The organism is Dactylosporangium sp. CS-047395, from assembly GCF_050942185.1.
Lineage (GTDB): Bacteria > Actinomycetota > Actinomycetes > Mycobacteriales > Micromonosporaceae > Dactylosporangium.
This window is the reverse complement of the sequence record NZ_CP192015.1, coordinates 2,520,037-2,543,039: the sequence shown is the minus strand read 5'-3', so window position 1 is coordinate 2,543,039 and position 23,003 is coordinate 2,520,037. Positions and strand designations below refer to the sequence as shown.

Below are 23,003 nucleotides of genomic sequence, written 5' to 3'. Positions count from 1 at the left end.
GCTGGTTTGCGCTCCCCCGTGCTGGGCACGCGGTACGCCGTGGGTGGAGTGGAGAATCGGTGGCGGGCAATGAGCGTCGTGCTCGTCGCCGGGTTCATGACGTTGCTCGACGTCAGCATCGTCAACGTGGCGCTGCCGTCGATCAAGACGTCGCTGGGGCTCAGCTCCGGGGAGCTGCAGTGGGTGCTCTCCGGGTACGCGCTCACGTTCGGCCTGCTCCTGGTCCCGGCCGGCCGGTTCGGCGACGCCCGCGGCCGGCGCACCGCGTTCATCGCCGGCCTCACCGTATTCACCCTGGCCAGCATGGCCGCCGGGCTGGCCACCTCGGCCGCCTGGCTGGTCACCGCGCGGCTCATCCAGGGCGCGGCCGCCGGCGTGGTCAACCCGCAGGTCTCCGGCCTCATCCAGCAGCTGTTCGAGCCGTCCGAGCGCGGCCGCCCGTTCGGCCTGCTGGGCGCCACCATCGGCGTCTCCACCGCGATCGGCCCGCTGCTCGGCGGCCTGCTCATCCAGGCCTTCGGCGCGGCCGACGGATGGCGCTGGATCTTCTACATCAACCTGCCGATCGGGATCGTCGCCATCGTGCTCGGCGCGCGCTGGATACCCGGGAAACCGCAGGAGGAGCGGACCCGCGAGACGCTGGACCCGCTCGGGGTCGTGCTGCTCGGCCTCGGCGTGGTGCTGCTCCTGCTGCCGCTGGTGCAGGAGCGGGAATGGCCGGGACCCGCGAAGTGGCTCCTGGTCGTGGCGGCGGCCGTGGTACTGGCGGGTTTCTGGGCCTGGGAGCGGCGGTTCGCGCAGCGCGGTACCTCCGTGATCGATCTTTCGCTCTTCCGGGTGCGCTCCTATGGCCTCGGCGCGCTGGTCGGCCTGTTCTACTTCGGCGGCTTCACGTCCATCTTCTTCACGTTCACGCTGCTGCTGCAGAGCGGGCTGCACTATTCGGCGCTGGAGGCGGGGCTGGCCATCACGCCGTTCGCGCTGGGCTCGGCGGCGGCTTCGGCGCTGGGCGGGCGTACCGTCAACCGCTTCGGCCGCCCGCTCGTCGTGATCGGGCTGGTCCTGGTCGCGCTGGGCCTGGCCGGGACGGAGCTGGCGCTGCACCTCGTGCCGGGCCGTGGGGCGGGGTTCGCGACGGCGATCCCGCTGCTGGTGGCCGGGATCGGCAGCGGGCTGGTGATCAGCCCGAACCAGACGCTGACGCTGGCCGAGGTGCCGGTGCGGCGGGCCGGCAGCGCGGGGGCGGTGCTGCAGACGGGGCAGCGGATCGGGACGGCGGTGGGGATCGCGGCGGTGGGGTCGGTGTTCTTCAACCGGCTGGCCCATCACGACGGGAACTGGTCGCTGGCCTTCGAGGGGTCGCTGCTGGTGACGATCGGGTTCGTGCTGATAGCGCTGGTCGCGGCGCTCACGGACGTGGTTGCGGACTTTCGGAAGCGGCGGTCCGCGGCCTGACGGCGGCGGCGCTCGCCGCGACCAGCAGGGCCAGGACGGCCGGGAGGGCCAGTGCCACCGGGAGCGGGACGGCCTGGGTGGCGGCGCCGATGAGGACCGGGCCGGCCAGGAAGCCGGCGTACCCCATGCTGACCGCGATCGACAGCGCGCGGGCGGGCTGGGCCGGGTTGCGGGCGGTGGCGGCCGAGAACACCTGGGGCGCGACGCAGGACAGCCCGGCGCCGAGGCAGGCGAAGCCGGCGACACCCGCGTACCGGTTGTCGACGAGCAGCGCCGCGCCCAGCCCGACCGCCGCCACGAGCCCGCCGAGGCGGACCAGGCCGGCCGGGCCGAGCCGCACCGTGAGCCGGTCCCCGACCAGCCGGCCGGCGGTCATGGCGATCGCGAAGGCCGCGTACCCGGATGCCGCGAACCCGGCGGTGCCGCCCAGGTTGTCCCGCAGGTAGACCGCGCTCCAGTCGGCCGCGGCGCCCTCCCCGACCAGGGCGCAGAAGGCGAGCGCGCCGAGCAGGTACACCCCGTTGAGCCGGGTCCTCGTGGCCTCGGCCGGCTTGTCGGGGGCGGGTTCGGGGGCCAGCCACCGCAGCGCCCACGCCGCCATGACCATGGTGATCACCGCGACGAGCAGGAAGGTGCCGCGGGGCGACCAGCCGAGGTGCGCGCAGAGGCCGCCGAGCGCGGCCCCGGCGAAGCCGCCGATGCTGTACACCGCGTGGAACGACGAGATGATCGGCCGCCCGTAGGCGCGCTGGACGCCGAGCGCGTTGGCGTTCATCGAGACGTTGAGGATGCCGTGGTTGACCCCGAACACGAGCAGGGCGATCGTGAGCCAGGCGAGGGACGGGGCGTACGCGGTGGGGAGCAGCAGCAGCCCCTCCAGCAGCGCCGTCGGGGCCGCCACCTTGACGCTGCCGAACCGGTCGACGAGCCGCCCGGCCCCCAGCTGGCCGACGATCGCCCCGGCGGCGAGGCCGAGCAGGGCGATGCTCAGCCGCCAGTCGTCGAGCGCCAGGCCGTGCTTGACCTCGGGGACGCGCGAGGTCCAGGCGCCGAGGGTTCCGCCGAAGAGCAGGAACAGCAGGCAGCCGGCGATCCGGGCTCGTCGAAGTGACACCCCGGCACGGTACTTCAGAAAGCGCTCTCCCGGAGGGCCGCCCGGGTGCGGATCACGTCCGGGTCGCCGGCCACGGCGGTGCCGCGCAGGTCCGTCGCGCGCCGCAACAGGGCGGCGGCCTCGGCGCGGTCGCCCATGAGCGCGGCGTAACCGGCCCGGCCCTCCAGGACGTCGGCCAGGCTCGATGCCAGCGGCACCTGCTCCGCCGCCGCCCAGGCCTCGGCGTGCAGCCGGCCCGCCTCCTCCAGCTCCGCGCCCGCCTCCGCCAACCGGGCGCGGGCGGTCAGGAGGCTCGCCCGCAGGTACACCGAGCCCGGGTCGCCCACTCGCAGGTCGTCCCAGGCGCGCGCCAGATGCGCGGACGCGGTGGCCAGGTCGCCTCGATGGCGGTACACCTCGGCCAAGCCGAGCTCCGCCGCCGGGAACCCCTGGCCGCGGCGGAAGTCGGCCTCGGCCGCGTCGAGGTCGCCCTGGCGCAGGTAGTCCATGCCGCGCCGGCGCAGGACGTCGGAGGCCTCCTGCGCGGCGCCCAGCTCGTCCAGCGCCGTCAGCGCGGCGGCCCAGCGCTCGTGGGCCAGGGCGTGCTCGCCGCGCCAGGAGGACAGTTCGGCCAGCGTGTCCAGGGCCTGGGCGGTCCCCCAGCGCTCGCCCAGGGCCTGGAACCGGGCCAGCACCGCGAGCAGATCCTTCTCGTCCGGGTGACCGCCCAGCACGTCGAGCAGCGCCAGGCCGAGGTCCTGCAGCGCCAGGTTCCACGGGTCGCCGGACAGGATGATCGGATCGGGGTCCGGCCCGGCGCCGGGCACCCGCGCCATGCCCCAGACGGCGGCGCCGAACGGGTGCCGCAGCGGGCGGTCCAGCGTGGCCATCACGGCGTCCACGCGCTCGCGATGCCCCGGCGCGGCGTGCGACTCGGCGTGCACGACGCAGCTGACGTACTCCTCCTCGAGCCCGTCGATCGGCCCGTCCAGCAGCGCGGCGGCGATCGGGGCGACCTCGCGGCGGCGGCCGGCGAGCCACCAGTACGCGGCCAGGGCGGCGATCAGTCGCATCGCGGTCGGTCGATCCGTCCCGGCCGCGCGGCGCAGCGCGGCCATCAGGTTCTCGTGGTCGGCGGCCAGCACCGCCAGCCATTCCAGCTGCTCGGCCCGGCGCAGGTGCGGGTCGGCGGTTCGCGCCAGCTCCAGGAAGTACGACGCGTGGGCGCGCCGCAGCCGTTCGAGCTCGCTCGAGGCGAGCCGGTCGCGGCAGAAGAGCAAAATCGTCTCCAGCATCCGGTACCGTCCGTCGCGCGCCACCAGCAGCGAGCGATCGGCCAGATCGGCGAGGGCGTCGGCGGAGGCCCCGCAGACCGCGAACGCGGCGTCGCGCGTGGCGCCTCCGGCGAACACCGACAGGCGCGCCGCGACCGCGCGTTCGGCCGGCCCGAGCAGCTGCCAGCTCCAGTCGACCACGGCGTGCAGGGTCCGGTGCCGATCCGCCGCGGTGCGGTCCCCGCGCGACAACACCGCGAAGTGCTCGTGCTGCGCCAGCCGCTCCGCCAGTTCGCCGACGTCGAGCTGCCGCAGCCGCGCGGCCGCGAGCTCGATCGCGAGCGGCAGCCCGTCGACGAGCGCGCAGATCCCGGCCACCACCTCGGCGTTGCCCGGCCCGACGGCGAACCCGGGCCGCACCGCCGCGGCGCGCTCGGCGAACAGCGCGACGGCCGGATCGGGCGGCAGCGGCCCGACCGGCACCAGCACCTCCCCGGTCAGCCCGAGCGGCTCCCGGCTGGTGGCCAGGATCGAGAGCCCCGGGCACGCGGCCAGCAGCTCCCGCGCGAGCCCGGCCACGGCGTCGAGCGCCTGTTCGCAGTTGTCCAGGACCAGCAGCAGCTCCTGATGCGCGAGCGCGTGCGCGATGAGCCGCACCGGATCGGTTCCGGCCGCGGGCGCCAGCCCACCGTCCCGCAGCCCAAGCGCGGCGGCCACCGCGTGCGCCTCGTCCTCGACCGCGGACAGGTCGGCGAAGCAAGCATCCCGCCCCGCCACCTCCACCGCCAGCCGCGTCTTGCCCGCCCCACCCGGCCCGACCAGCGTGACCAGCCGCCCGGCCGCCCGCGCCGATGCGATCCTGGCTGACTCAACTTCCCGCCCGATGAGCCGCGTGAGCGGCGCGGGCGGAGTGCGGCGGGCCGGCGCCGGGGTTTCGAACTGCAACAGCCGCAGGTGTACCGCCCTGAGCTCGGCCGAAGGATCCGTGCCCAACTCGTCGGCGAGCAGGCGCCGCCCGTCCTCGTACACCGCGAGGCCCTCGGCGGTCCGCCCGGCTGCGTGCAGGGCGCGCATGAGCAGCGCGCGGAGCCGCTCGCGGAACGGGTGCTCGGCGACCAGGCGCTGCAGTGGCCCGACGTCCGCGCCGCTGGGCAGCTCCAACTCGGCGGCGGCGAGGTCCTCGAGGGCGCCCAGCCGCTGCTCGTCCAGCCGTACCTTGAGCGGGCCGGCGTCGGGAAGATCGGCGAGCGCGGGACCGCGCCAGAGGTTGAGAGCATCGTGGAGTACCACGGCGGCGGTCTGAAAATCCCCGGCGGCAAGGCGCCGGCGGCCCTCGCGGGCGAGGCGCTCGAACCGGTGGGCGTCGACGTCATCGGGCTCGACGGCCAGCCGGTAGCCGCCGCTGCCGAACTCGAGCAGCCCGTCGGGCAGCACCTTGCGGAGGCGGGAGACCTGCGCCTGGAGCGCGTTGGGGCTCTCGGAGCCGAGCTCGTCGGCGGGGATCAGGCGGCCGGCTTCGAGCAGGAGGCGGGTGAGCAGCGCTCGGGGCTTGGGCCCGGCGACGACGATGACGTCCCCACCGTCGCCGACGACCTCCAGCGGACCGAGAATCCCGAAGCGCATTGCCCCATTGTGATCGGTCTGTTCACTCGGCCGCGGCCCGCCGGAGCCCGGCGACCGTCGCTCAGGCGCTTATGGGCGCTGCGGTCAGCGGACCGTGGCTCGCCGGACGCCGGCGACCCGGACTCGGGCGGCTACCGTTCTGGTGGCGACTGTCGCCCAGGCCACGACGAGCAGCAGGTAGAGCGCGATCGCGAGCCCTTCGAACATGGCCGAGCCGGTCTGCGCGGCGAGCCCGGCGGCGCCGGTGACGCAGGTGCCGACGGGGAACGTGAACGCCCACCAGGCTGGCGTGAACGGCAACCCTCCGTCGGCGCGAGCTGTGCGCAGGGTGACGGCGGCGGCGAAGGCGAGCCAGAGCATCGCGAAGCCGAGCGTGGGCACGCCGTAGAGCAGCGCGAAGACTTCGGCTCCGGCGGCGTACCGGTCGGGCAGCACCTCCCCGGCGGCCCCCGCGAGGGCATGGGCGGCGGTCACGGATTGCCCGAGCGGTCCCAGCACGATCCAGAGCGTGGGCACGGCTGCCGCCTCCCCCGGGCCGTGGTGGAGCAGCCGGCCCCAGAGCTGTCCGATGATGGCGACGGCGGCGAACAGGCTGATCCCGAAAAGGGCGTAGCAGGCGAGGAGGGCATCGGGGCGTACTGAGGAAGGAAAATGCGCGATGAGCGGCCCTCCGGTGGCGGCGGACACCATCGGCGGCACGACGGGCATCAGCCAGCTCCCGTCGATGACGGAGTCCCTCCTCGAGCTCAGCCGGACCGGCACGGCGACGGCGGTCACCAGCCCGAGGACCGTCCCGACGAGCCACAGCACGACAGCGCCGGCCACGAACGGCGTGAAGTGCAACGCCCCGGCCCCGACCGTCATCAACGCCATCGGCACCGCCCCGAGCACCGGCGCGGCTTCCAGCCTCTTCCCGAACGCGCTGACAACGGCCCGGACCAGCAACCCGCACGCGCCCACCCAGACGATCGCCGCAACCGCATGCAGCCCCGGCAACACGACCGCCGCGTTGGCCACGATGCCGGTACCCATGACGGCACTGAAGTCACTGGCCCGTAACGCTGCTCTGTCCACGATCCGAATCTGCCTCGTCCCAGGGCCGCCCGGTAGCGGGGTAGATCTTGTGAGGCCATAGTCTGCGGTTATGCCCTTGCCGCCCACGGTCGCCGACCTGACCAGCTTCGACCTGCTGCTGTCGGTGGCCCGCCTGGGCTCGGTAGGCCGAGCGGCGGCGGCGCACGGCATCTCCCAACCGGCCGCCAGCGCAAGGCTGCGCCAATTGGAGCGCCGGCTGGCCCTGACCCTTTTGGACCGCAGCCCAAGGGGTTCAACCTTGACCGAAACCGGAGCTCTGGTCGCCGACTGGGCCCGCGCGGCGGTGGAGGCGGCGGACGCCTTGAACGCCGGGATAGCGGCGTTGCGCGCATCGAGGCACAGTCGCTTGACGGTGGCCGCCAGTCAGACGGTGGCGGAGTACCTGCTGCCGGCCTGGTTGGTCGCCTTGCACACGGGCAGCCCGGGTCTGTCGGTGACGCTGCGCGCCCTGAACTCGACGGACGTGGCGGAGCGAGTCTTGTCCGGCGAGGCGGATCTGGGCTTCGTGGAGGGCCCATCCGTGCCGCCGGGGTTGGATGCGGCGGTGGTGGGCGCCGACCGCTTGACGGTGATCGTCGCGCCGGGCCACCCTTGGTCCCGCCGCCGCCGTGGCGTCACCGCAGCGGAACTGGCGGCGACACCCCTGGTCTCCCGCGAGGCGGGGTCGGGGACTCGGGGCGCTTTGGAGGCCGCCTTGGGCTCTACACCGGCGTCGTTGCTGGACTTGTCGTCGACTACGGCCATCAAGCACGCGGTGGCGGCGGGCAACGCTCCTGGCGTGGTGAGCTCGCTGGCCATCGTGGCCGAGTTGGCCGCTGGCACACTCGTGGCTGTGGCGACGCCCGACGTGCCGCTGCAACGCCGGCTGCACGCGGTGTGGCCGGCTGGCGCACAACTCGCGGGGCCGGTGCGCGACTTGCTGTCCATCGCCCGGCGCCGGTGAACACTCGCCAGCCCGCGCCTGGTTCCCCGCCCGCCGCACATGGGGAATGCCCCGCCAGCCAACGCTTAGCCCGCCCACCGCAGACGGCAAATACCCGCCGGCCGACGCTCAGACCGGCACTCCGCATACGGGAACGCCCCGCCAGCTGACGCTCCTACGGCGGCATGCCCCCGGGCCAGCGTTGGTCTGCAGTGCCCATCGACGGCAGGCTCTGACACCGAGATGACACCTTGCTGGACCTATCGTGGAGGCAGCGAAATCGACGGCTTCACCGCCGGCAACGCAACGTTCAGCGGGGAACGTTCAGCGACGCCAGCGTGGACCAACTGCACGCGGGAAGCCCTGTGCAGCTGGAAGCCAAGTCACACATCGCGGCGGCGGGATGCTTGCGGCTGCGGTAGTTCGCGCACCGCGCGGCAGCCGGTCCGTAGCTACCGGCGACGCGCAATGGCACGCGGCTGACGGCGAAGGATGACGACGGCAACACGCGACGCCGAACGACGACAGCGACGGCGGCGGCACCCGCACCGGCACCGGCACCGAACGACGACGGCGACGGCGACGGCGACGACGACGGCGACGGCGACGGCGACGGCAACGGCAACGGCAACGGCAACGGCAACGGCAACGGCAACGGCAACGGCGACGGCAACGGCAACGGCGGCGACGACGGCGGCAACGGCGGCGGCGACGCGCGACGGCGACAACGCGACGCTGGACGACGACGACAGCGCGCGGCCTCGGACAACGACGGCAGCGGCGTGCGATGGGCAGTGTGCGGCGAAGCGTGATCGGCAGTGTGCCCCGACGAGCGGCGGATGACTGCGGCCGGCGCCCGCCCGGTCGCGGCGGGCACTGAGCAGCGGTGCGCGACGGACGACTGCGGGCGGCGGCTAGTTGCGGTGGGCGGCGGGCGTCCCCACAGCGCACGCCCGCGCGGGCCGGCCGCCGCCTCGCAACCGCTTGTGGCCGCCCGCAGTCGCGCAGCCGTTCACCGCTCGTCGCCCGCCGTCGCGCCCGCTCGCGGGTCATCGCCATCCGAGGTCGCACACCGCCGCAGCCGCGCCACACTGCACCGCCCGCAGCCGCCAGCCCATCGCGTCATGCTGGCTCGCCCGCAGCCGCCAGCTGCTTGGGTCGTGCTGGGCTCACCGTCCGACGCCACGCGCGGCCCGCAGCCGCGTCACACTCCACCGCCTGCGGCCGCCAACCCATCGCGTCATGCTGCGCTCGCCGTCCGACGCCACGCACCGCCCGCAGCCACCAGCCGGCTCCCGTCATGCCGGGCCCGCCGTCCGACGCCACGCACCGCCCGCAGCCACCAGCCCCTCGCGTCATGCTGGCTCGCCCGCAGCCGCTAGCCGCTCCCGTCATGCTGGGCCCGCCGTCCGACGCCACGCACAGCCCACAGCCGCACCACACTCGGTCGGCCGCAGTCGCCCGCCACCATGCCCGAGCACGCTACTCGGCGCAGCCCTCCTGCCACTGCGCACGGCACGCAACTCGCCGCCATCCACGTCCGCCGCCGCGCGCTGAACGTTCCCGGCCGAATGTCGCGCCGGCAGTGAAGCCGTCGATTCGCTGCCTCCACAATAGGTCCCGCAAGGTGTCATCTCGGTGTCAGAGCTAGCCGTCGATGGCCGCTGAGTGCCATGCGCCGCCCGTGCAGCCGTGCGCTGGCCGCCGCCGTGCGCCGTGCGGTGGCCGCCGATGCCGCTATGGGTCCTGCGCTGCCGTGTGCTGGCCCGCCGCCGTGCGCCGTGTACTCGCCGCGCGCTGTGTGCTGACCGCCGCCGTGCGTGGCCGCCGCCGTGCGTGGTCGTCGATGCCGCTGTGGGTCGTGCGTCGCCGTGCGGTGGGCGCCGCTGTGCGCCGTGCGGTGGCCGCCGATGCGCTATGGGTCCTGCGCCGCCGCGTGCTGGCGGCCGCCGTGCGCAGTGTGCTGACCGCCGTGCGCCGTGCGGTGGCCGTCTATGCCGCTGTGGGTCGTGCGCCGCCGTGTGCTGACCGCCGCCGTGTGCTGACCGCCGCCATGTGCTGGCCGGCGCCGTGCGATGGCCGCCGATGCCGCTGTGGGCCGAGCGCCGTGTACAGGCCGCCGCCGTGACCCGTGAGCGAGCCGTGCGCCGTATGACGTTTGCTGGCCGCCGCCGTTGCGCCGTAGTCGGTGCGGACGGCCGGCAGGAAGTCGCTGCCGGCCGTTCTCAACCCCGCAATACGCCACCGGTGCACGATGTGCCGAGCCGGAGTATCAGTGGCCTCCGCTCCGCCAAGGGCCGGTGATGACGCAAGTCAGCCCCGGGTACTGGACATTGATGAACAAGTACCGCCCGTCCGAGGTGAAGGCCGCCCCCGCCAGTTCGCTTGCTCCAGTCGGGCCAGGTTGAGGGAAGTCCTCCGGGTTCCAATAATGCAAGTCCAACGGCTCAATCACCCTGGCCAGGTTGGCCACAAACCCGGAAGGCGTCAGCACCCGCAGCCAATTGTCGCCGCCCGCCTCGTCCTCCCCGTCGCCGTCCTCCGCCAGCAGCAGCAAGCCGCTCGGCGACACCGCCACCGTGTCCGGCTGGTTCAAGGTCTTCGGGTTGGGCGACTCGAACAACAGCTGCAACGTCCCCGCGTCGTGGGAGGTCGGCACGTACCGCCAGACCTGCCCATTTTCCCCGTCGCCCGCCTCGCTCGCCACGAACGTTACGCCGCCGTTCGACCACGCTGAGCCCTCCAAACCCAGGAAGCGGCAGCCGCCCTTGGCGCGGCCCTGGGAGTACACCGAACCGGGGTTGTCTTCGGCGTCTGAGGGGTCGGGGTTGGCGATATCGACCCAGTGGGTGTCCAGGACCTCGCCCACGCGCTGGCCGGTGGCGGTGTCGTAGGTGCGGTCGCCGGTCACGGCCAGCATCTGCAGTGTTCCGCCCGCGGCGAGCTGGCCCGGTTTGCGCGGGAGGAAGCGGTAGAAGCCGTCGCCGGGGTCGCCGTTGTCCTCGGTCATGTAGACGATGCCGGTGCGGGGGTCGATGGGGGCGGTCTCGTGTTCGAAGCGGCCCATTGCCTTGAGTGGCACCGGGTCGACCGGGCCGCGCGCGCTCGCAGGGATCTCGAAGACGTAGCCGTGCGGTTTTTCGAAGCCGGCCTTCACGCCGTCCGTGGTTTCCTCGCACGACAGCCAGGAGCCCCACGGGGTGGGGGCGCCGCTGCAGTTGGACAAGGTGCCGTTGAGCACCAGAAAGCTTTCCAAGAGCTTTCCGGCCCCGATGTCGTACAGCGATGAGGTGCACCCAGCCGGCGCCGCCCGGTCGTACGCGTTGCGGGGGCCCAGCGCCTTCTGCTTGGCGCCGGGGATGTCGAGGTCGATCTCGTGGTTGCGGATGAGCCGGACGCGGCCGTGGCCCGCGTCGAAGACGGCCTGGCCGTCGTGGCAGCCGGGGGTGGGCAGGCCGTCGTGCATGCGGGTGCCGGCCGCGCCGAACGTGCGGTAGGAGAAGCCGGCGGGCAGGGCCAGCTCCTTGCCGGCTTTCTGTAATGGTCCGTAGCCGTCCCGGACTTGCTGCGGTTCGGCCGTGGCGGCGGCCGGGCCCGCGCCGAGGAAGGCTCCGCCCAGTCCGCCGCCGACCAGCCCGAGGCCGGTCACGGCCAGCACGTCACGCCTGTTCAATGCCATGGCGCTCACGGTCCTCCCGGGCACGTGACGTGATCGACTCCGATCAGGTGAACATTTGTCGGTAACGAATCCGCGAGCGCGCACACAGAGAAGGACATGGACGTCGTCAACGAACGCGACGCCGAGTGGTTCCGCGGCATGTACGAGCGGCACTACCCGGACGTCGTTCGGTACGGGCTGCGAAGGCTCGGCGGCACCGCCGCGGCGGAGGAGCTGGCCCAGGAGGTGTTCCTGGTCGCCTGGCGCCGCCGGTGGGAGGTGCCGGTTCGTACGCTGCCCTGGCTGTACGGGGTGGGGCGGCGCCTGCTCGCCAATCACTGGCGGGCCGCCCGGGCCGCGCCTCCCCCGCTCGAGCTCGCCGACGCGCCCGTGGCCGATCGCCACGACGGGGTGGCGCGTCTCGTGGACGTGCGGGCGGCGCTGGGCCGGCTCTCGGAGGAGGACCAGGAGATTCTGCGACTCGTCGGCTGGGAGCAGCTTTCGGTGCAAGAGGCTGCGTTGGTACTGGAATGCAGTACCACCGCAGCCAGAGTGCGCCTGCATCGCGCCCGCCGCCGCCTGACCGACCAGCTGCGTGAGCAGCCGGCCCAAGCAACCGCTCGGATCGGAGGGACTCGATGAACCGGCACGACATTCGCGCCCTGCTGGAGGAGGCCGACCCGGCCCGGGGGGTGCCCGTGGGCCGCGGGGACGCCGAGGCGGTGCTGCGCCGGGCCGCGCGGGACATCACCAACTACGACGCACCGCCGCGGCGGGCGAGCCGGCGCGCGGTCGTCGCGGTGGCCGCGGCGGTCGGCGTGGCCGGGGTGTTCGCGGTCGCGGTGGCCTGGCCGCGGCCCGGGGAGCAGCCGGTGCCGGTGCCGGGCGTGTCGGTCCTGCGCTCCGCGGACACCGGCGACTGCCTGCTCGACCTGGCCGATCGCGCCGAGGCCGCGTCCTACGACGGGGCGGCGGGCCGGTACGAATTCCTGCACCTCTCGACCCTCAGCGGCGACACCACGCAACTGTCCGGCGGGTCGTTCGCGCAGGCCACCTGGCCCGAGGACGTGCGGGTCTGGCTCGCCGCGGACGGCTCCGGCCACCGGACGTCGAAGCGCGGCGAAGTGTCGTACGCGAACGCGGCCTCCCGCGAGTACTACACCCAGCACCCCGACATGCTGGGCGGCGACGACCAGGACGCCGACTTCGCGGCCGGGCAGTGGAGCGTGACCCCGCTGCCGCCGCTCGATCCGGCCGGGATCGCCGCGGAGTTGTACCAGCCGCGGGAGAACGGCCCGTCGGCCGCGATCGTCAGCGTGGCCGAGCTCAACCAGAACCGGGTTCTCGACCGCGCGCACCGGGTTGCCGTCCTGCGTTTCCTGGCCGGCGTCGAGGGCGTGACCTGCGACGGCACGGTGGAGACGGGCGCCGGGACGGGTCTGCTGGTGAGCGCGCCGATCGGCCGGGGCCCGCACCCGACCCCGGGCGATCAGGGTCGCGAGTCCCTCGTGCTCGACCCGCGCACCGGCGACGTGATCGCCGCCGGCAACGGCCCGGGCCACTGGAACACCTTGTGGCTCGAACGGGGCCGGGTCGACCGCTGACCTGCGGCGCAACATGATCCATCGAGGTTTGTCGGTATGACTCGACACAGATCGTTCCGGTTTGCCCGGGTTCCTCGCGGCAATGCGAAAGGGGTCCCCGAAACCGAACGAGGAGGATCAATGGACAAGCCAAGGCTCCGGACCGCCCTCGGCGCGCTGACGCTGGTCATCGCGGTGGTCGCCGCCATGCTGGTCGGGTCGCCGGCCGCCAACGCGGCACCGGCCAAGGCCCAGGACGCCGTGGGCACGCTCACCTCCACGGTGACCGGAACCTTCACGGACGCCCAGGGTGGCGCGGGTACGTTCCGCGGCACGTTCACCCCGCAGCAGTTCACGGCGGCCGGCGACCACGTCGACGCCACCGGCGTGCTCGCCGGGCAGCTGACCGACTCCACCGGGGCGGCGCAGGACGTCTCGCAGCCGCAGACGTTCGCGGTCCAGGACATCAGCGCGATCGGGTGCCAGGTCCTCGACCTGAACCTCGCCCCGCTGGACCTCGACCTGCTCGGCCTCGTCGTGCACCTGGACCGCGTGCACCTGAACATCACCGCGGTCCCGGGCGCCGGCAACCTGCTCGGCAACCTGATCTGCGGCATCGCCGGCCTGCTCGACGGCGTCGGCGTGCTCGCCCAGATCGCGCAGCTGCTCAACCAGATCCTGGCCCTGCTGCGCCTGTAACACGCTGCACCTGTAACACGTTTTGCAACGGGGCGCGACCTCTCACCCGGGGTCGCGCCCCGCACTACCGCTGCCCCACGTAGGCCCCGGTGCGGTCTTGAGGGGGTGTGGGTGGAGCGAAGCTCCCCCACTGCTTTTCAGGACATCGAACGGTATCCAACGGTGCCAGACAGACCGTCCGCTGCAGACCCCTAGGTTCGGCCCAGGAGCCGCAGCCGGAGCGCGCGCAGGACGACGCCCGGTTTGGCCAGGGCGGCCGGGTGGGTCTCCATCGCCGTCACGCTGTTGAGCCGGCGGCAGGTCGCGGGATCCGTCATCGAGGCGCGCAGCAAAAGGTTGCTGGCCCAGCGGATCACGCGGTACCCCCGCGGCTGCCCTTCGGTGATGTGCGGCAGACCCAGATCGGCGAAGGTCGACACCTGCCACGCCGCGTCGACGACGACCCGCACCTTCTCGAAGTAGGCCCGCGCGGGCGTCGCCGTCACGTCGGGCCCGGTCTGCAGCCAGGCGGACAGGCAGGAGGCGTGCAGCATGGCCGAGGTCATCCCCTGCCCGTACACCGGATTGAACGACGCCACCGCATCCCCCGCGGCGACGAGCCCGGCCGGCAGGCGCTCCAGCGTGTCGAAGTCCCGCCGCCGGCTGTCCGCCTGGTGGTACGTGATGACCCCACCGATCATCCGCCCCCGCTCGGCGATGTCGCCGAACATCGCCGGGAAGTACTTGCGGCACCGCTCCGCGTACTCGGCGGTGTCGCGGGAGGGCCGGTCCTCGTCGTACCCGGCGACGAGCATGAGCCAGCGGTCGCCCTCGACCGACAGCACGCCGCCGATCCGCGGCACCCGCCCGTCGCCCGGCGTCTCCTGGGTGATGACGCACCACTCGTCGCTGATCGCCTCGTCCCGCTCGAACAGCGCCGAGGCGTAGTTGAGCTTGATCGGCATCCGCTGCATCGGCGCCCGCGGCCAGCCGTGCTCCTCGAGCCAGTCGTTGAGCTTGCTGGAGCGCCCCATCGCGTCGACGACGAAGTCCGCCTCGACCTCGACCGGCTCCCCGCCGCCGTCGGGCACATAGGTGGCGCCGTTGACCGATGACTCGGTGAAGCGAAGACCTTCAACCCTTCCAAACTCCATGTGTACGTTCGGCAGCGCCAGCACCCGCCGCCGCACCTGCGACTCCAGGAAGGGACGCGTGGTGATGAGGATCGGCCGCGGCGGGGGCGGGTCCTGCACCTCGCGGCGCTTGTTGTTGATGTACACGCCCGCATCGGTGCGCCCGAAGTCCGGTGCCCCGGCCGCGACCGCCTCGTCGGTGAACCCGGGGAACCACCGCTCCAGCTGGGTCTGCCCGGCCGGGAGCAGCGCGTGCACCTGCGTACCCTGCGGCACCCCGGGCCGCGGCCCGGCACCCTGCGTGGGGTCCCGCTCGATGATGACAACTTCCTCGGCGTGATCGCTCAGGACGCGCGCGGCCATCAGCCCGGCCATGCTCCCCCCGAGCACAACAGCCTTGCGCATGACGATCCTGGGCGGTCCGGGCGGCTCGGGAGTACTGATCTGCGCGAATACCTGCGACGCTGACGGTGCCATGAAGTTGATATTACTAGTGCAAATATTTAGCTACGTGCCCTGACGCCGACGACGACGCCCCGGCCTCAGGGAGTACAACGGAGGAGGCCCGCGCTGCGGCTGGAAGCCTTTCTCGCGGCCGACGAGCCCACCGCCGCCGCGCTCGCGGAGCTCGTCGGTAGAGTCGCCGGATGAACCCCGACGCGGTGCTCGCCGTCCTGCGGTCGTTCGAGGCACCGCCGGAGCGCCACCGCGCCTACGCGGATCGGATGCGCTGGTTCGCGGCCCGCTTCGACGCCGGGGATCGCGCGGCCGCCGCCGAGGGGGTGCTCGCCGAGCTGGGCAGCGGATTCGACGAGTCGTTCGCCGCCGACGGGCCCCGCATCCTGGCCGTCCTGCCGCCGGAAAGGGTTCTTGCCGCGATTTTGCAGAGCCCGCAGTTGTACTCCCGGTGGTGGCGAACCTCCGGCCAGCGCCCCGAGGACCACGTCGCCGGCGTCCTCGCCCGCGCGGTGGCGGGCACCCCGGCGGCCGAGGAGGCCCTCCTGCGCGCCGTGCTGCCGCCGACCGATCACGAGCGCAAGTACCCGAACCACCTCGACCGCGCGAAACGCGTCTCCGGCACCGTCGCGGGCCTGGCGAGCGCGTACCCCGACGGCGACCTGGAGCCCCTCGACCGCTGGTCCGCGATCCTGGAGGACGAGCCCCACCACCTCGCCGCCGCCGCGCACCTGCTCGCCCCGCACGGCCTGGCCGCGGCCGAAGCGCGCTGCGGCCGCGTCGACGACCACGACGGGCCCGCCCTGGTCGCGGCGCTCGGCGCCGCGGGCCGCCTCGACGACGCGCTGGCGCTGGCGGCACGGCTGGAACCCCGCACCCGCCAGACCGCCCTGGTCCGGCTAGCCCCGATCGGCGATCCGAAGATCCTGGCCGCGTTCAAGAAGTCCCCGAAGGCCAGCCGGAGCCGCGACGACCAGATGCTCTGGCGGCACCGTCTCGGCTCGCTCCAGCTGCGGTACGGCGCGATCGACGACGCCATCGCCACCCTCGCGAGCATGCGGGACTGCCGGTACGCGGAGTACGGCCCGGCCGTCCTGGCCCTGGAGCTCCTGCGGGCCCTGGACGCGGGCGAGGCCGACCCCGAGCGGCTGGACAAGGTGCTCGCGGTGCTGCTCAGCGCCGCGGTCATCCCCCAGGAACTGGCCGCCGTCGTCACCGAGTCGGTCCTGCTGCTGCACCGCAACGGCGCGCTCACCGCCGCGCAGGCCCAGGCCCTGCGCGCCCACCTGCGCCAGCACCCGGCCGACCTGGTGGCGGGCGGCCTCGCGCTCGACGGCGCCCAGCCCGACACCGGCGACCCGCGCGTCTGGCTCAAGTCCGCCCGGCTCGCGGCGGCGGCGATGGCGGCCGGCCTGCCCGCCGCGCGGCCGCGGGAGTACGCGGCGGCGCTGGTCGCCCGCCCGGCCGACCTCACCGCCCTGGTCCCGGCGGTCCCGGCCGGCGACGTCGCCGTGGCCCTGGCCGCGCTCGGCGAGCGGGACCGCTCCCGCGCCGTGCAGGCGATGTCGCGCACCGGGAACGCGGACCTGCTGGCCGTGGCGCTGCCGGCGGCCCCGGACGCGGAGGCGGCGTACGCGGTGGGCCGGGCCGTGGCCGTCGCGCTGGCCCGATCCGGGGACCTCGAACCCGCCGTACGCGTCGCGGAAGCCTGCGTTCGTTGATGGCATTCCGCGTGCACCTTGCGGTCCGATTGCAGGCATGCAGGAACTGACGGTGCCGCCGATCGACGAGGGTGCTCGGGCCGCGGCGGAAGTGGCGCTCGGGGAGTTCAGCGGTGCGGCCGCCCGCGACGACGGGGCCGGGGTCGTGGCGGCGGGGCTCAGGCTCGCGCGGGCCGGCGGGTTCGGCGGGCTGCTCGACGTCATGGAGCGCAGCCGGCACGGGGGCACCGAGGAGCTCAACCGGCAGTGGTACTGGCTGCTGGCCGTAGCCCGCTACGCCGCCGAGCGCGGCGACACGCAGACGGCCGTGCTCGCGTTCATGTTCGCCGACGTCTGGCGGCTGCAGATCTCGCCCCGGCACGGCCTCGGCGAGCTCGACGACATCGGCTTCCCGCCGCCGCCCGAGCCGCTGCAGGCCGACCTGGCCGCGCTGGCCATGGCGTTCCTCGTCGACCAGGATCTCAACCGGATCGTCACCGAGGGTCCGGCCGCCACCATCACCGTGCGGGTGGTGCTGTTCATGGCCGCGTCCCGGGTGGTCGAGCTCGCCGAGAGCGGCATCGACATCACCCCGTCGCTGGTCAACGGGGCTCGGCAGATCGTGCGCGGGCTGGCGGGCTGACAGGGCTGTCAGCGGACTGGTCGTGCCCTGTCAGCGGCCCCGGGCACCGTCAAGGGCATGAAGCAGACCACGGTCCTCATCTCCGGCGCCAGCATCGCCGGACCCGCGCTGGCGTTCTGGCTCTCCCGGTACGGCTGCGACGTCACCGTCGTCGAGCGCTCGCCCCAGCTGCGCACCGGCGGGCAGGCCGTCGACTTCAAGGGCGAGATCCACCGCACCGTGCTGACCCGGATGGGGCTGCTCGACGCGGTCCGGGCGCGCCAGACCGGCGGGCACGACCAGACGATCATCGACGAGCACGGCAAGGCCATCGCGGTCATCCCCGGCGAGTTCACCGGCGGCGAGGTCGAGATCGCCCGCGGTGAGCTGTCCGAGCTGCTCCACGGCGAGACGAAGGGCAGCTGCGAGTATCTCTTCGGGGACTCCATCACCGCCCTGGAGGAGACCGCCGACCAGGTGCACGTCACGTTCCGCAATGCCGCGGCGCGAAGCTTCGACATCGTGGTGGGTGCCGACGGGATGCACAGCAACGTGCGCCGGCTCGCGTTCGGGCCCGAGCCGGACTTCGTCAAGTATCTCGGCTACTACTACGCGCTGGTCGAGCTGAAGGCCGACGGGGACCCGGTGATGTACAACGAGCCCGGCCGCATGGTCGCGCTCGGCGGCCCCAAGTCCCCCGCGTTCTTCGTGTTCAAGTCGCCGGAGCGGCACTACGACCGCTACGACCCCGAGGCCATGAAGCGGATCATCCGCGGGGCGTACCAGGGCGGCAGATGGCGCATCCCCGAGCTGCTGGACCGGCTCGACACCGCCGACGACATCTACCTGGACTCGCTCAGCCGCTCCGAGGTCCCGTCGTACGCCAAGGGGCGGGTGGTGCTACTCGGCGACGCCGCGTACGGCAACACGCTCGGCGGCTTCGGCAGCGGCCTGGCCGTCGTCGGCGCGTACGTGCTGGCCGGCGAGCTGCGGGCGGCGAACGGGGACCACCGCGCGGCGTTCGCGAACTACGAGCGCGAGTTCCGGCCCTACGCCAAGGTCTCCAAGCAGGGCAGCGCCGGACCGTTCCTGGCCCCGCCGAGCCGCACCCGGATCGCCATGCGCGACTGGACCTTCCGCTCCCCGTGGCTGCTGCGGCAGATGCTCAAGCTCACCGACAAGTACGCGACCGGGATCGAGCTCAAGGACTACTGACCACTTTTCGCGACGGGCGGTGTCGGTACAGCCATGCAGACATTCGAACAGGCCGCGATCGTCACCGGCGGGACGCGCGGCTTCGGGCGGGGCATCGCGGAGGCGCTCGCCAAGGCCGGGTACACCACCCGCACCGTCGCCCGCGGCGAGGAGGCCGACATCGTGGCCGACGCGGCGGAGCCCGGGGTCGCCGAGCGGGTCCTGACCGAGCACGCACACGCGCCTGTTGTCGTGGTGCTCAACGCCGGCGCGATCCCGGACACCGCGCCGGTGCACGAGCAGACCTGGGAGTCGTTCACGGCGCCGTGGGAGGTGGACGTGCGGCAGGCCTTCGAGTGGACGCGAGCCGCGCTGCGGCAGCCGCTCGCGCCCGGCAGCGTGGTGGTGCTGCTGTCGAGCGGGGCGGCGCTGGGCGGGTCGCCGCGCAGCGGGGGCTACGCCGGGGCGAAGGCGATGGTGCGCTTCATCGCGCGGTACGCCGGCGAGGAGTCGGAACGGCTCGGGCTCGGCATCCGGTTCGTGGCGCTGCTGCCCGGCCTCTCCCCCGGCACCGGCGTGGGGGATGCGGGCGCCCGGGCGTACGCCGCGAAACAGGGCATCTCCGTCGAGGAGTTCCGCGCCCGGCTCGGCCCCGTCGTCACCCCCGAGATCGCCGGGCAGGCGGTGCTCGACGTCCTCGGCCGCCCGGGCGCGCCGGCCTTCACGGTGTCGGCGGCCGGGCTCGGCGAAATCCAGTAGCGTGGCCCGATGAGTCTGCTGGAGCGGGCCCGGGCCGGCGACGACAGCGCGTTCGGCGAGCTGGTCGAGCCGTTCCGGCGGGAGTTGTACGTCCACTGCTACCGCATGCTCGGCTCGGTCCAGGACGCCGAGGACGTGCTCCAGGAGACCCTCACCGCGGCGTGGCGCGGCCTCGGCTCCTTCGCGGAGCGGGCTTCGGTGCGCACGTGGCTGTACCGGATCGCGACCAACCGGTGCCTGAACTGGCTGCGCGACGGCGAGCGGCGGCCCCGCACGGTGCCGGGCGACCTCGGCGCGCACGCACCCGCGCCGACCCGGACGGTCGAGCCGGTCTGGCTGCAGCCGATCCCCGACGCGCTGCTGGCCGGGCTGCCCGACGACGCGCCCGGGCCGGAGGCGCGCTACGAGCGGCGGGAGGCGGTGTCGCTGGCCTTCGTCACCGCGGTCCAGGGCCTGCCGCCGCGGCAGCGGGCCGTGCTGCTGCTGCGCGACGTGCTGGGCTTCCGCGCGGCCGAGACCGCGGGGATGCTGGAGTTGACCGAGGACGCGGCCAACGCGCTGCTCAAGCGGGCCCGCGCGGTGGACTTCGACCGGGCCGCGGCCGCACCGGCCTCACCGCGCCAGCTCGTCGCCGCGGGCCGCTTCGCCGACGCCTTGGAGGCGGGCGACGTGGACGCGATGGTGGCGCTGCTGACCGACGACGCGTGGCTGACGATGCCGCCGGCGCCGCTGGAGTACCAGGGCCGCGCGGCCATCGGCGCGTTCATCCGGCACGTCGGGCTGCGCGACGGCCGGCGCCGCTACCGGCTGGTGCCCACGGGCGCCAACGGCCAGCCCGCGTTCGGCTGCTACGTCAGCGACGACGGCGACCCGGTCGCGCACGCCCTCGGCACGCTGGTGCTGACCATGCGGGACGAGCGGGTCGCGGTGTTCACGCGCTTCCTCGACAATGCCGTTCTGCCGTACTTCGGGCTGCCCCGGAGTTTGTAGCGGGTGGCGACCGGACGCCTGGCCGCCACCCGCTCGAGGTGCCCGCGCGCCGGCCTTCGGCGGTGACCGGCGCGCGGACGTTCTCGGGGGAAAGCGGTCAGCCGTTGTAGACGCGGAACTCCGAGACCTGCCCGGCCGGCCATCCGGTGTTGGCGGTGAAGGTCAGCCGCACATAGCGGGTCGTCACCGTGGACGGGAACGTGATGGTCGCGGTGTTGCCGCTCGCCGGATTGAAGGTGTACCCGGCCGCGGCCACGATCGTCGCGAAGTTGCCGCCGTCCGTGCTGCCGCTCACCGCGATGGTCTGGGTGCGGGTGGCCCAGGACGACTGCGGCGGCAGGGTCAGCACGACCCGGCGGGTGGCCACCGCGCTGCCGAGGTCCACCTGGAGCCACTGCGGCCAGGCGTTGTTGTTGCTCTCCCAGTAGGTGCCGGTGTTGCCGTCGACGGCGTTGCCGCTGCCGTAGACCTGGGTGTGGCTGCTCTCCGCGGTCGGGCGGCCGGCGGCCAGGTTCACCGTGTTGTTCGGCGGCGCGGACGTGGTCGCGGTGACCTGGTTGGACGCCCCGGACGCGTTGCCGGCCGCGTCGTAGGCGGCGACCGTGAACGTGTAGGCGGTCGAGGCGGTCAGGCCGGTGGCGGTGTAGGCCAGCGTCGTGGTGGTACCGATGACGGCTCCGGCTCTGCTGACGCGGTAGCCGGCGACGCCGACGTTGTCCGTGGCCGCGTTCCACGCCAGGGCGACCGTCGTGTCCGAGGTGCCGGTGACGCGCAGGTTGCCCGGGACCGAGGGCGCGGTCTGGTCCGGGCCGGTCGGGAACGGGACGGTGAAGCGCGTCGCCGTCAGCGCGATCTGGCCCTTGAGCATCCGGCCGCCGTCGTTGGTCAGGCGCAGGTAGTAGTCGGACGAGCAGGGCGTGCCGTCCTCGTCCAGGGCGCGCATCCCGGAGTTGGTCGGCTGCCAGGCCGCGCTCTCCGCGGTCTTGGCGATCTGGTTGCCCTCGTTGAACTCGTCGAACATCGAGATGTAGACGCTCTGCACGCCGGCCCGGGTGTGGTTGTAGAACTGCCGCCACATCAGCTCGCCGTGGTGGCGGTGGCCGGCCGCGAGGTCGCCGGGGATGACGCACGGCTGGTAGTCGATGCCGCGGCCGTTGAGGTCGGCGAGGTCGCCCAGCACGCGGTTCTGGTAGAACCAGTCGGCGCCGTTGTTGTCGCTGATCCGGCCGACCATCCATGGGGAGACCATGTCGAAGGCGTGGTACACGTCGATGTACCCGGCGCGCGAGTCGTCGGTGCCGTAGCGCCAGTGGGTCGGCACGCCGCCGATGACGTAGCAGCCCTGGCCCTTGAACCAGTTGATGACGTCGAGGCAGGCGGCCGGGGCGAACGGGCGGCCGTCGTCGTTGAAGCCGAAGCCCCAGATGCACACGACGGGCTTGCCGTTCTGGCGGGCGTAGGCGGACGAGGCGGCGTGCGCCTTCATCTTGTTGGTCCAGTCCGCCTTGATCTCGTTCTGCATCGTCAGCCACCAGGTGACGTCGTACATGATGTAGAACTTCCGGCCGTACGTCTCCGCCGCCTGGCGCACCTTCTGGGCCATCGCGTCGCGGGTCGCGCCCTCGCCGCCGTTGGGGTTGAAGCGCTGCAGGGCCGCGGTGTCGCAGCCGTTCTGCTGCATCCAGCGGAAGTGCGTGTCGACGGTCTGCTGGTCGTACGAGGAGAACAGGTTGGCCGGCTGGCCGTTGCCGAGGTTGGCGAAGTTGGTGCGGTACCCCTTGGTGAAGTCGCGCATGTCCGGCCAGCACGTGATCGAGCAGGCGCCCGGGGCGGGGCTCTGCGACCAGTTCGGGCTGTAGTGCCACCAGCCGTTGATCGGGGCGCCGTCGCCGATGGCGGCGAACCAGCCCTGGTAGCCGACGGTGACCTTGCCGACGACGTCACCGGGCGCGCTGGCCGCCTCGGCCTCGTTCGCGACAAGTGGCAGCGCGGCGGCGGTGGCCCCGGCAAGAGACGTGGCGATGACGGTACGGCGGGAAACTCCCATGTGTGGAACTCCTCAGGGTGAACCCCGGGCATGGCGAGGGCAGGCCCATGTCCGGGGCGAGGCGGGGACGGGCCGGGCGGGACCCGTTCACCGGCACTGAGCAGCTCACGCGGGGTGGGACGCGCGGTTGGCGGCGCTGACCATTGTCGGCTTCTGGCGTCGAATCCTGCCAGCAGTCGTTCGGTTAGCGCAATACTTCGATGTGTCGATCGCAAGTTTGCGACGAACTTTTGCTGCAATAGCCGTTAGGTCAGGCTCGGCAGGTTGACCACGATCGCCTCCTGGCTGCTGCGGGCGATCACTACGACCGCCTCCTCGGCACCCGGGTTCTCCTCGCGATGCGGCACGAACGGCGGGACGAACACGTAGTCGCCGGGGCCGGTCTCCAGCCGGACCTCCGCGCCGTCCCTCGCGAAGACGAAGACCGGATGGCCGGAGACGACGTAGATCGCGGTCTCGGCCTCGCCGTGGTGGTGGTTGCCGGAGTTGGTGGCCGGGGCGACGTGGGTGCGGCCCATCCAGAGCTTCTCGGCGCCGACCGTCTTGCCGGAGATCGCCTCCAGCCGCGTCATCCCCGACGTCTGGCCGGTGTCGCCACTGAGTTCGGTACCGCGGATGTGGCGAAGCGGGAGGTGCCAGTGATCGGTCAAAAAAATCACCTTATGTCCGATTTATCGTTACATTGATGAGTGGCCGGGCACGAGGCCCGGACGGACGGGAG

17 protein-coding genes are annotated in these 23,003 nt (G+C 73.1%); 10 read left to right on the top strand and 7 right to left on the bottom strand.

The genetic code is table 11. The features are described 5' to 3' along the window. Positions 1 to 69 precede the first annotated feature (69 nt). Positions 70 to 1,455 (top strand): MFS transporter, encoded by a 1,386-nt coding sequence (locus ACQP00_RS11845; RefSeq protein ID WP_433218210.1) that lies wholly within the window; start codon positions 70 to 72, stop codon positions 1,453 to 1,455. Here ACQP00_RS11845 and ACQP00_RS11840 read toward each other — a convergent pair. The 3 genes from ACQP00_RS11840 to ACQP00_RS11830 all read right to left on the bottom strand — a co-directional run bounded on the left by ACQP00_RS11840 (position 1,409) and on the right by ACQP00_RS11830 (position 6,477). Then, the gene (locus ACQP00_RS11840) at positions 1,409 to 2,569 is read right to left on the bottom strand and encodes an MFS transporter (RefSeq protein ID WP_433218208.1); all 1,161 of its coding nucleotides are present in this window, start codon (positions 2,567 to 2,569) and stop codon (positions 1,409 to 1,411) included. The genes ACQP00_RS11845 and ACQP00_RS11840 overlap by 47 nt on opposite strands. A gap of 14 nt (positions 2,570 to 2,583) precedes the next feature. Continuing rightward, positions 2,584 to 5,445 carry a BTAD domain-containing putative transcriptional regulator gene (locus tag ACQP00_RS11835; protein WP_433218206.1) on the bottom strand — a complete coding sequence of 954 codons (2,862 nt, stop codon included), beginning with the start codon at positions 5,443 to 5,445 and terminating at the stop codon, positions 2,584 to 2,586. A gap of 84 nt (positions 5,446 to 5,529) precedes the next feature. After that, positions 5,530 to 6,477 carry a C4-dicarboxylate ABC transporter gene (locus ACQP00_RS11830; protein ID WP_433218205.1) on the bottom strand — a complete coding sequence of 316 codons (948 nt, stop codon included), beginning with the start codon at positions 6,475 to 6,477 and terminating at the stop codon, positions 5,530 to 5,532. Positions 6,478 to 6,589: 112 nt separating this feature from the next. On the opposite strand from ACQP00_RS11830, the gene ACQP00_RS11825 reads away from it, so the two are divergent. Continuing rightward, positions 6,590 to 7,483, top strand: coding sequence for a LysR family transcriptional regulator (locus ACQP00_RS11825; RefSeq protein WP_433218203.1), 894 nt, complete (start codon positions 6,590 to 6,592; stop codon positions 7,481 to 7,483). A gap of 2,251 nt (positions 7,484 to 9,734) precedes the next feature. Here the strand turns inward: ACQP00_RS11825 and ACQP00_RS11820 are convergent. Beyond that, positions 9,735 to 11,141, bottom strand: a complete 1,407-nt coding sequence (locus ACQP00_RS11820; RefSeq protein WP_433223821.1) for an alkaline phosphatase PhoX — start codon at positions 11,139 to 11,141, stop codon at positions 9,735 to 9,737. Positions 11,142 to 11,237: 96 nt separating this feature from the next. Here ACQP00_RS11820 and ACQP00_RS11815 point away from each other — a divergent pair, with 96 nt between their 5' ends. The 3 genes from ACQP00_RS11815 to ACQP00_RS11805 all read left to right on the top strand — a co-directional run bounded on the left by ACQP00_RS11815 (position 11,238) and on the right by ACQP00_RS11805 (position 13,402). Beyond that, a complete protein-coding gene (locus tag ACQP00_RS11815) occupies positions 11,238 to 11,762 on the top strand; it encodes an RNA polymerase sigma factor (RefSeq protein ID WP_433218201.1) in 525 nt (174 codons plus the stop codon). Continuing rightward, the gene (locus tag ACQP00_RS11810; protein ID WP_433218199.1) at positions 11,759 to 12,724 is read left to right on the top strand and encodes a hypothetical protein; all 966 of its coding nucleotides are present in this window, start codon (positions 11,759 to 11,761) and stop codon (positions 12,722 to 12,724) included. Before ACQP00_RS11815 ends, ACQP00_RS11810 begins: the two co-directional genes overlap by 4 nt. A 120-nt stretch (positions 12,725 to 12,844) precedes the next feature. Next, a complete protein-coding gene (locus ACQP00_RS11805; protein WP_433218197.1) occupies positions 12,845 to 13,402 on the top strand; it encodes a hypothetical protein in 558 nt (185 codons plus the stop codon). 191 nt (positions 13,403 to 13,593) lie between these two features. Here the strand turns inward: ACQP00_RS11805 and ACQP00_RS11800 are convergent, their stop codons facing one another. Next, entirely contained in the window at positions 13,594 to 14,919 is a 1,326-nt protein-coding gene (locus tag ACQP00_RS11800; protein ID WP_433218195.1) for an FAD-dependent oxidoreductase, read from the bottom strand. Between the two features lie 242 nt (positions 14,920 to 15,161). Here ACQP00_RS11800 and ACQP00_RS11795 point away from each other — a divergent pair, with 242 nt between their 5' ends. From ACQP00_RS11795 to ACQP00_RS11775, 5 genes are read left to right on the top strand one after another with little or no spacing between them, the layout of a single operon-like run. Next, a complete protein-coding gene (locus ACQP00_RS11795; RefSeq protein WP_433218193.1) occupies positions 15,162 to 16,691 on the top strand; it encodes a hypothetical protein in 1,530 nt (509 codons plus the stop codon). A 37-nt stretch (positions 16,692 to 16,728) separates the two neighbouring features. Continuing rightward, positions 16,729 to 17,313, top strand: coding sequence for a hypothetical protein (locus ACQP00_RS11790; protein WP_433218191.1), 585 nt, complete (start codon positions 16,729 to 16,731; stop codon positions 17,311 to 17,313). Between the two features lie 57 nt (positions 17,314 to 17,370). Then, a complete protein-coding gene (locus tag ACQP00_RS11785) occupies positions 17,371 to 18,507 on the top strand; it encodes an FAD-dependent monooxygenase (protein ID WP_433218189.1) in 1,137 nt (378 codons plus the stop codon). A 33-nt stretch (positions 18,508 to 18,540) separates the two neighbouring features. Next, on the top strand, positions 18,541 to 19,245 hold the full coding sequence (locus tag ACQP00_RS11780) for an SDR family oxidoreductase (RefSeq protein ID WP_433218187.1): 705 nt from the start codon (positions 18,541 to 18,543) through the stop codon (positions 19,243 to 19,245). Positions 19,246 to 19,254: 9 nt separating this feature from the next. Further along, positions 19,255 to 20,235, top strand: coding sequence for an RNA polymerase subunit sigma-70 (locus ACQP00_RS11775; RefSeq protein WP_433218185.1), 981 nt, complete (start codon positions 19,255 to 19,257; stop codon positions 20,233 to 20,235). A 97-nt stretch (positions 20,236 to 20,332) separates the two neighbouring features. On the opposite strand, the gene ACQP00_RS11770 is transcribed toward ACQP00_RS11775, so the two are convergent. Continuing rightward, a complete protein-coding gene (locus ACQP00_RS11770; RefSeq protein ID WP_433218183.1) occupies positions 20,333 to 22,282 on the bottom strand; it encodes a discoidin domain-containing protein in 1,950 nt (649 codons plus the stop codon). Between the two features lie 245 nt (positions 22,283 to 22,527). Continuing rightward, positions 22,528 to 22,932: a cupin domain-containing protein gene (locus ACQP00_RS11765; protein ID WP_433218181.1), complete on the bottom strand. Its 405-nt coding sequence runs from the start codon at positions 22,930 to 22,932 to the stop codon at positions 22,528 to 22,530. Positions 22,933 to 23,003 lie beyond the last annotated feature (71 nt).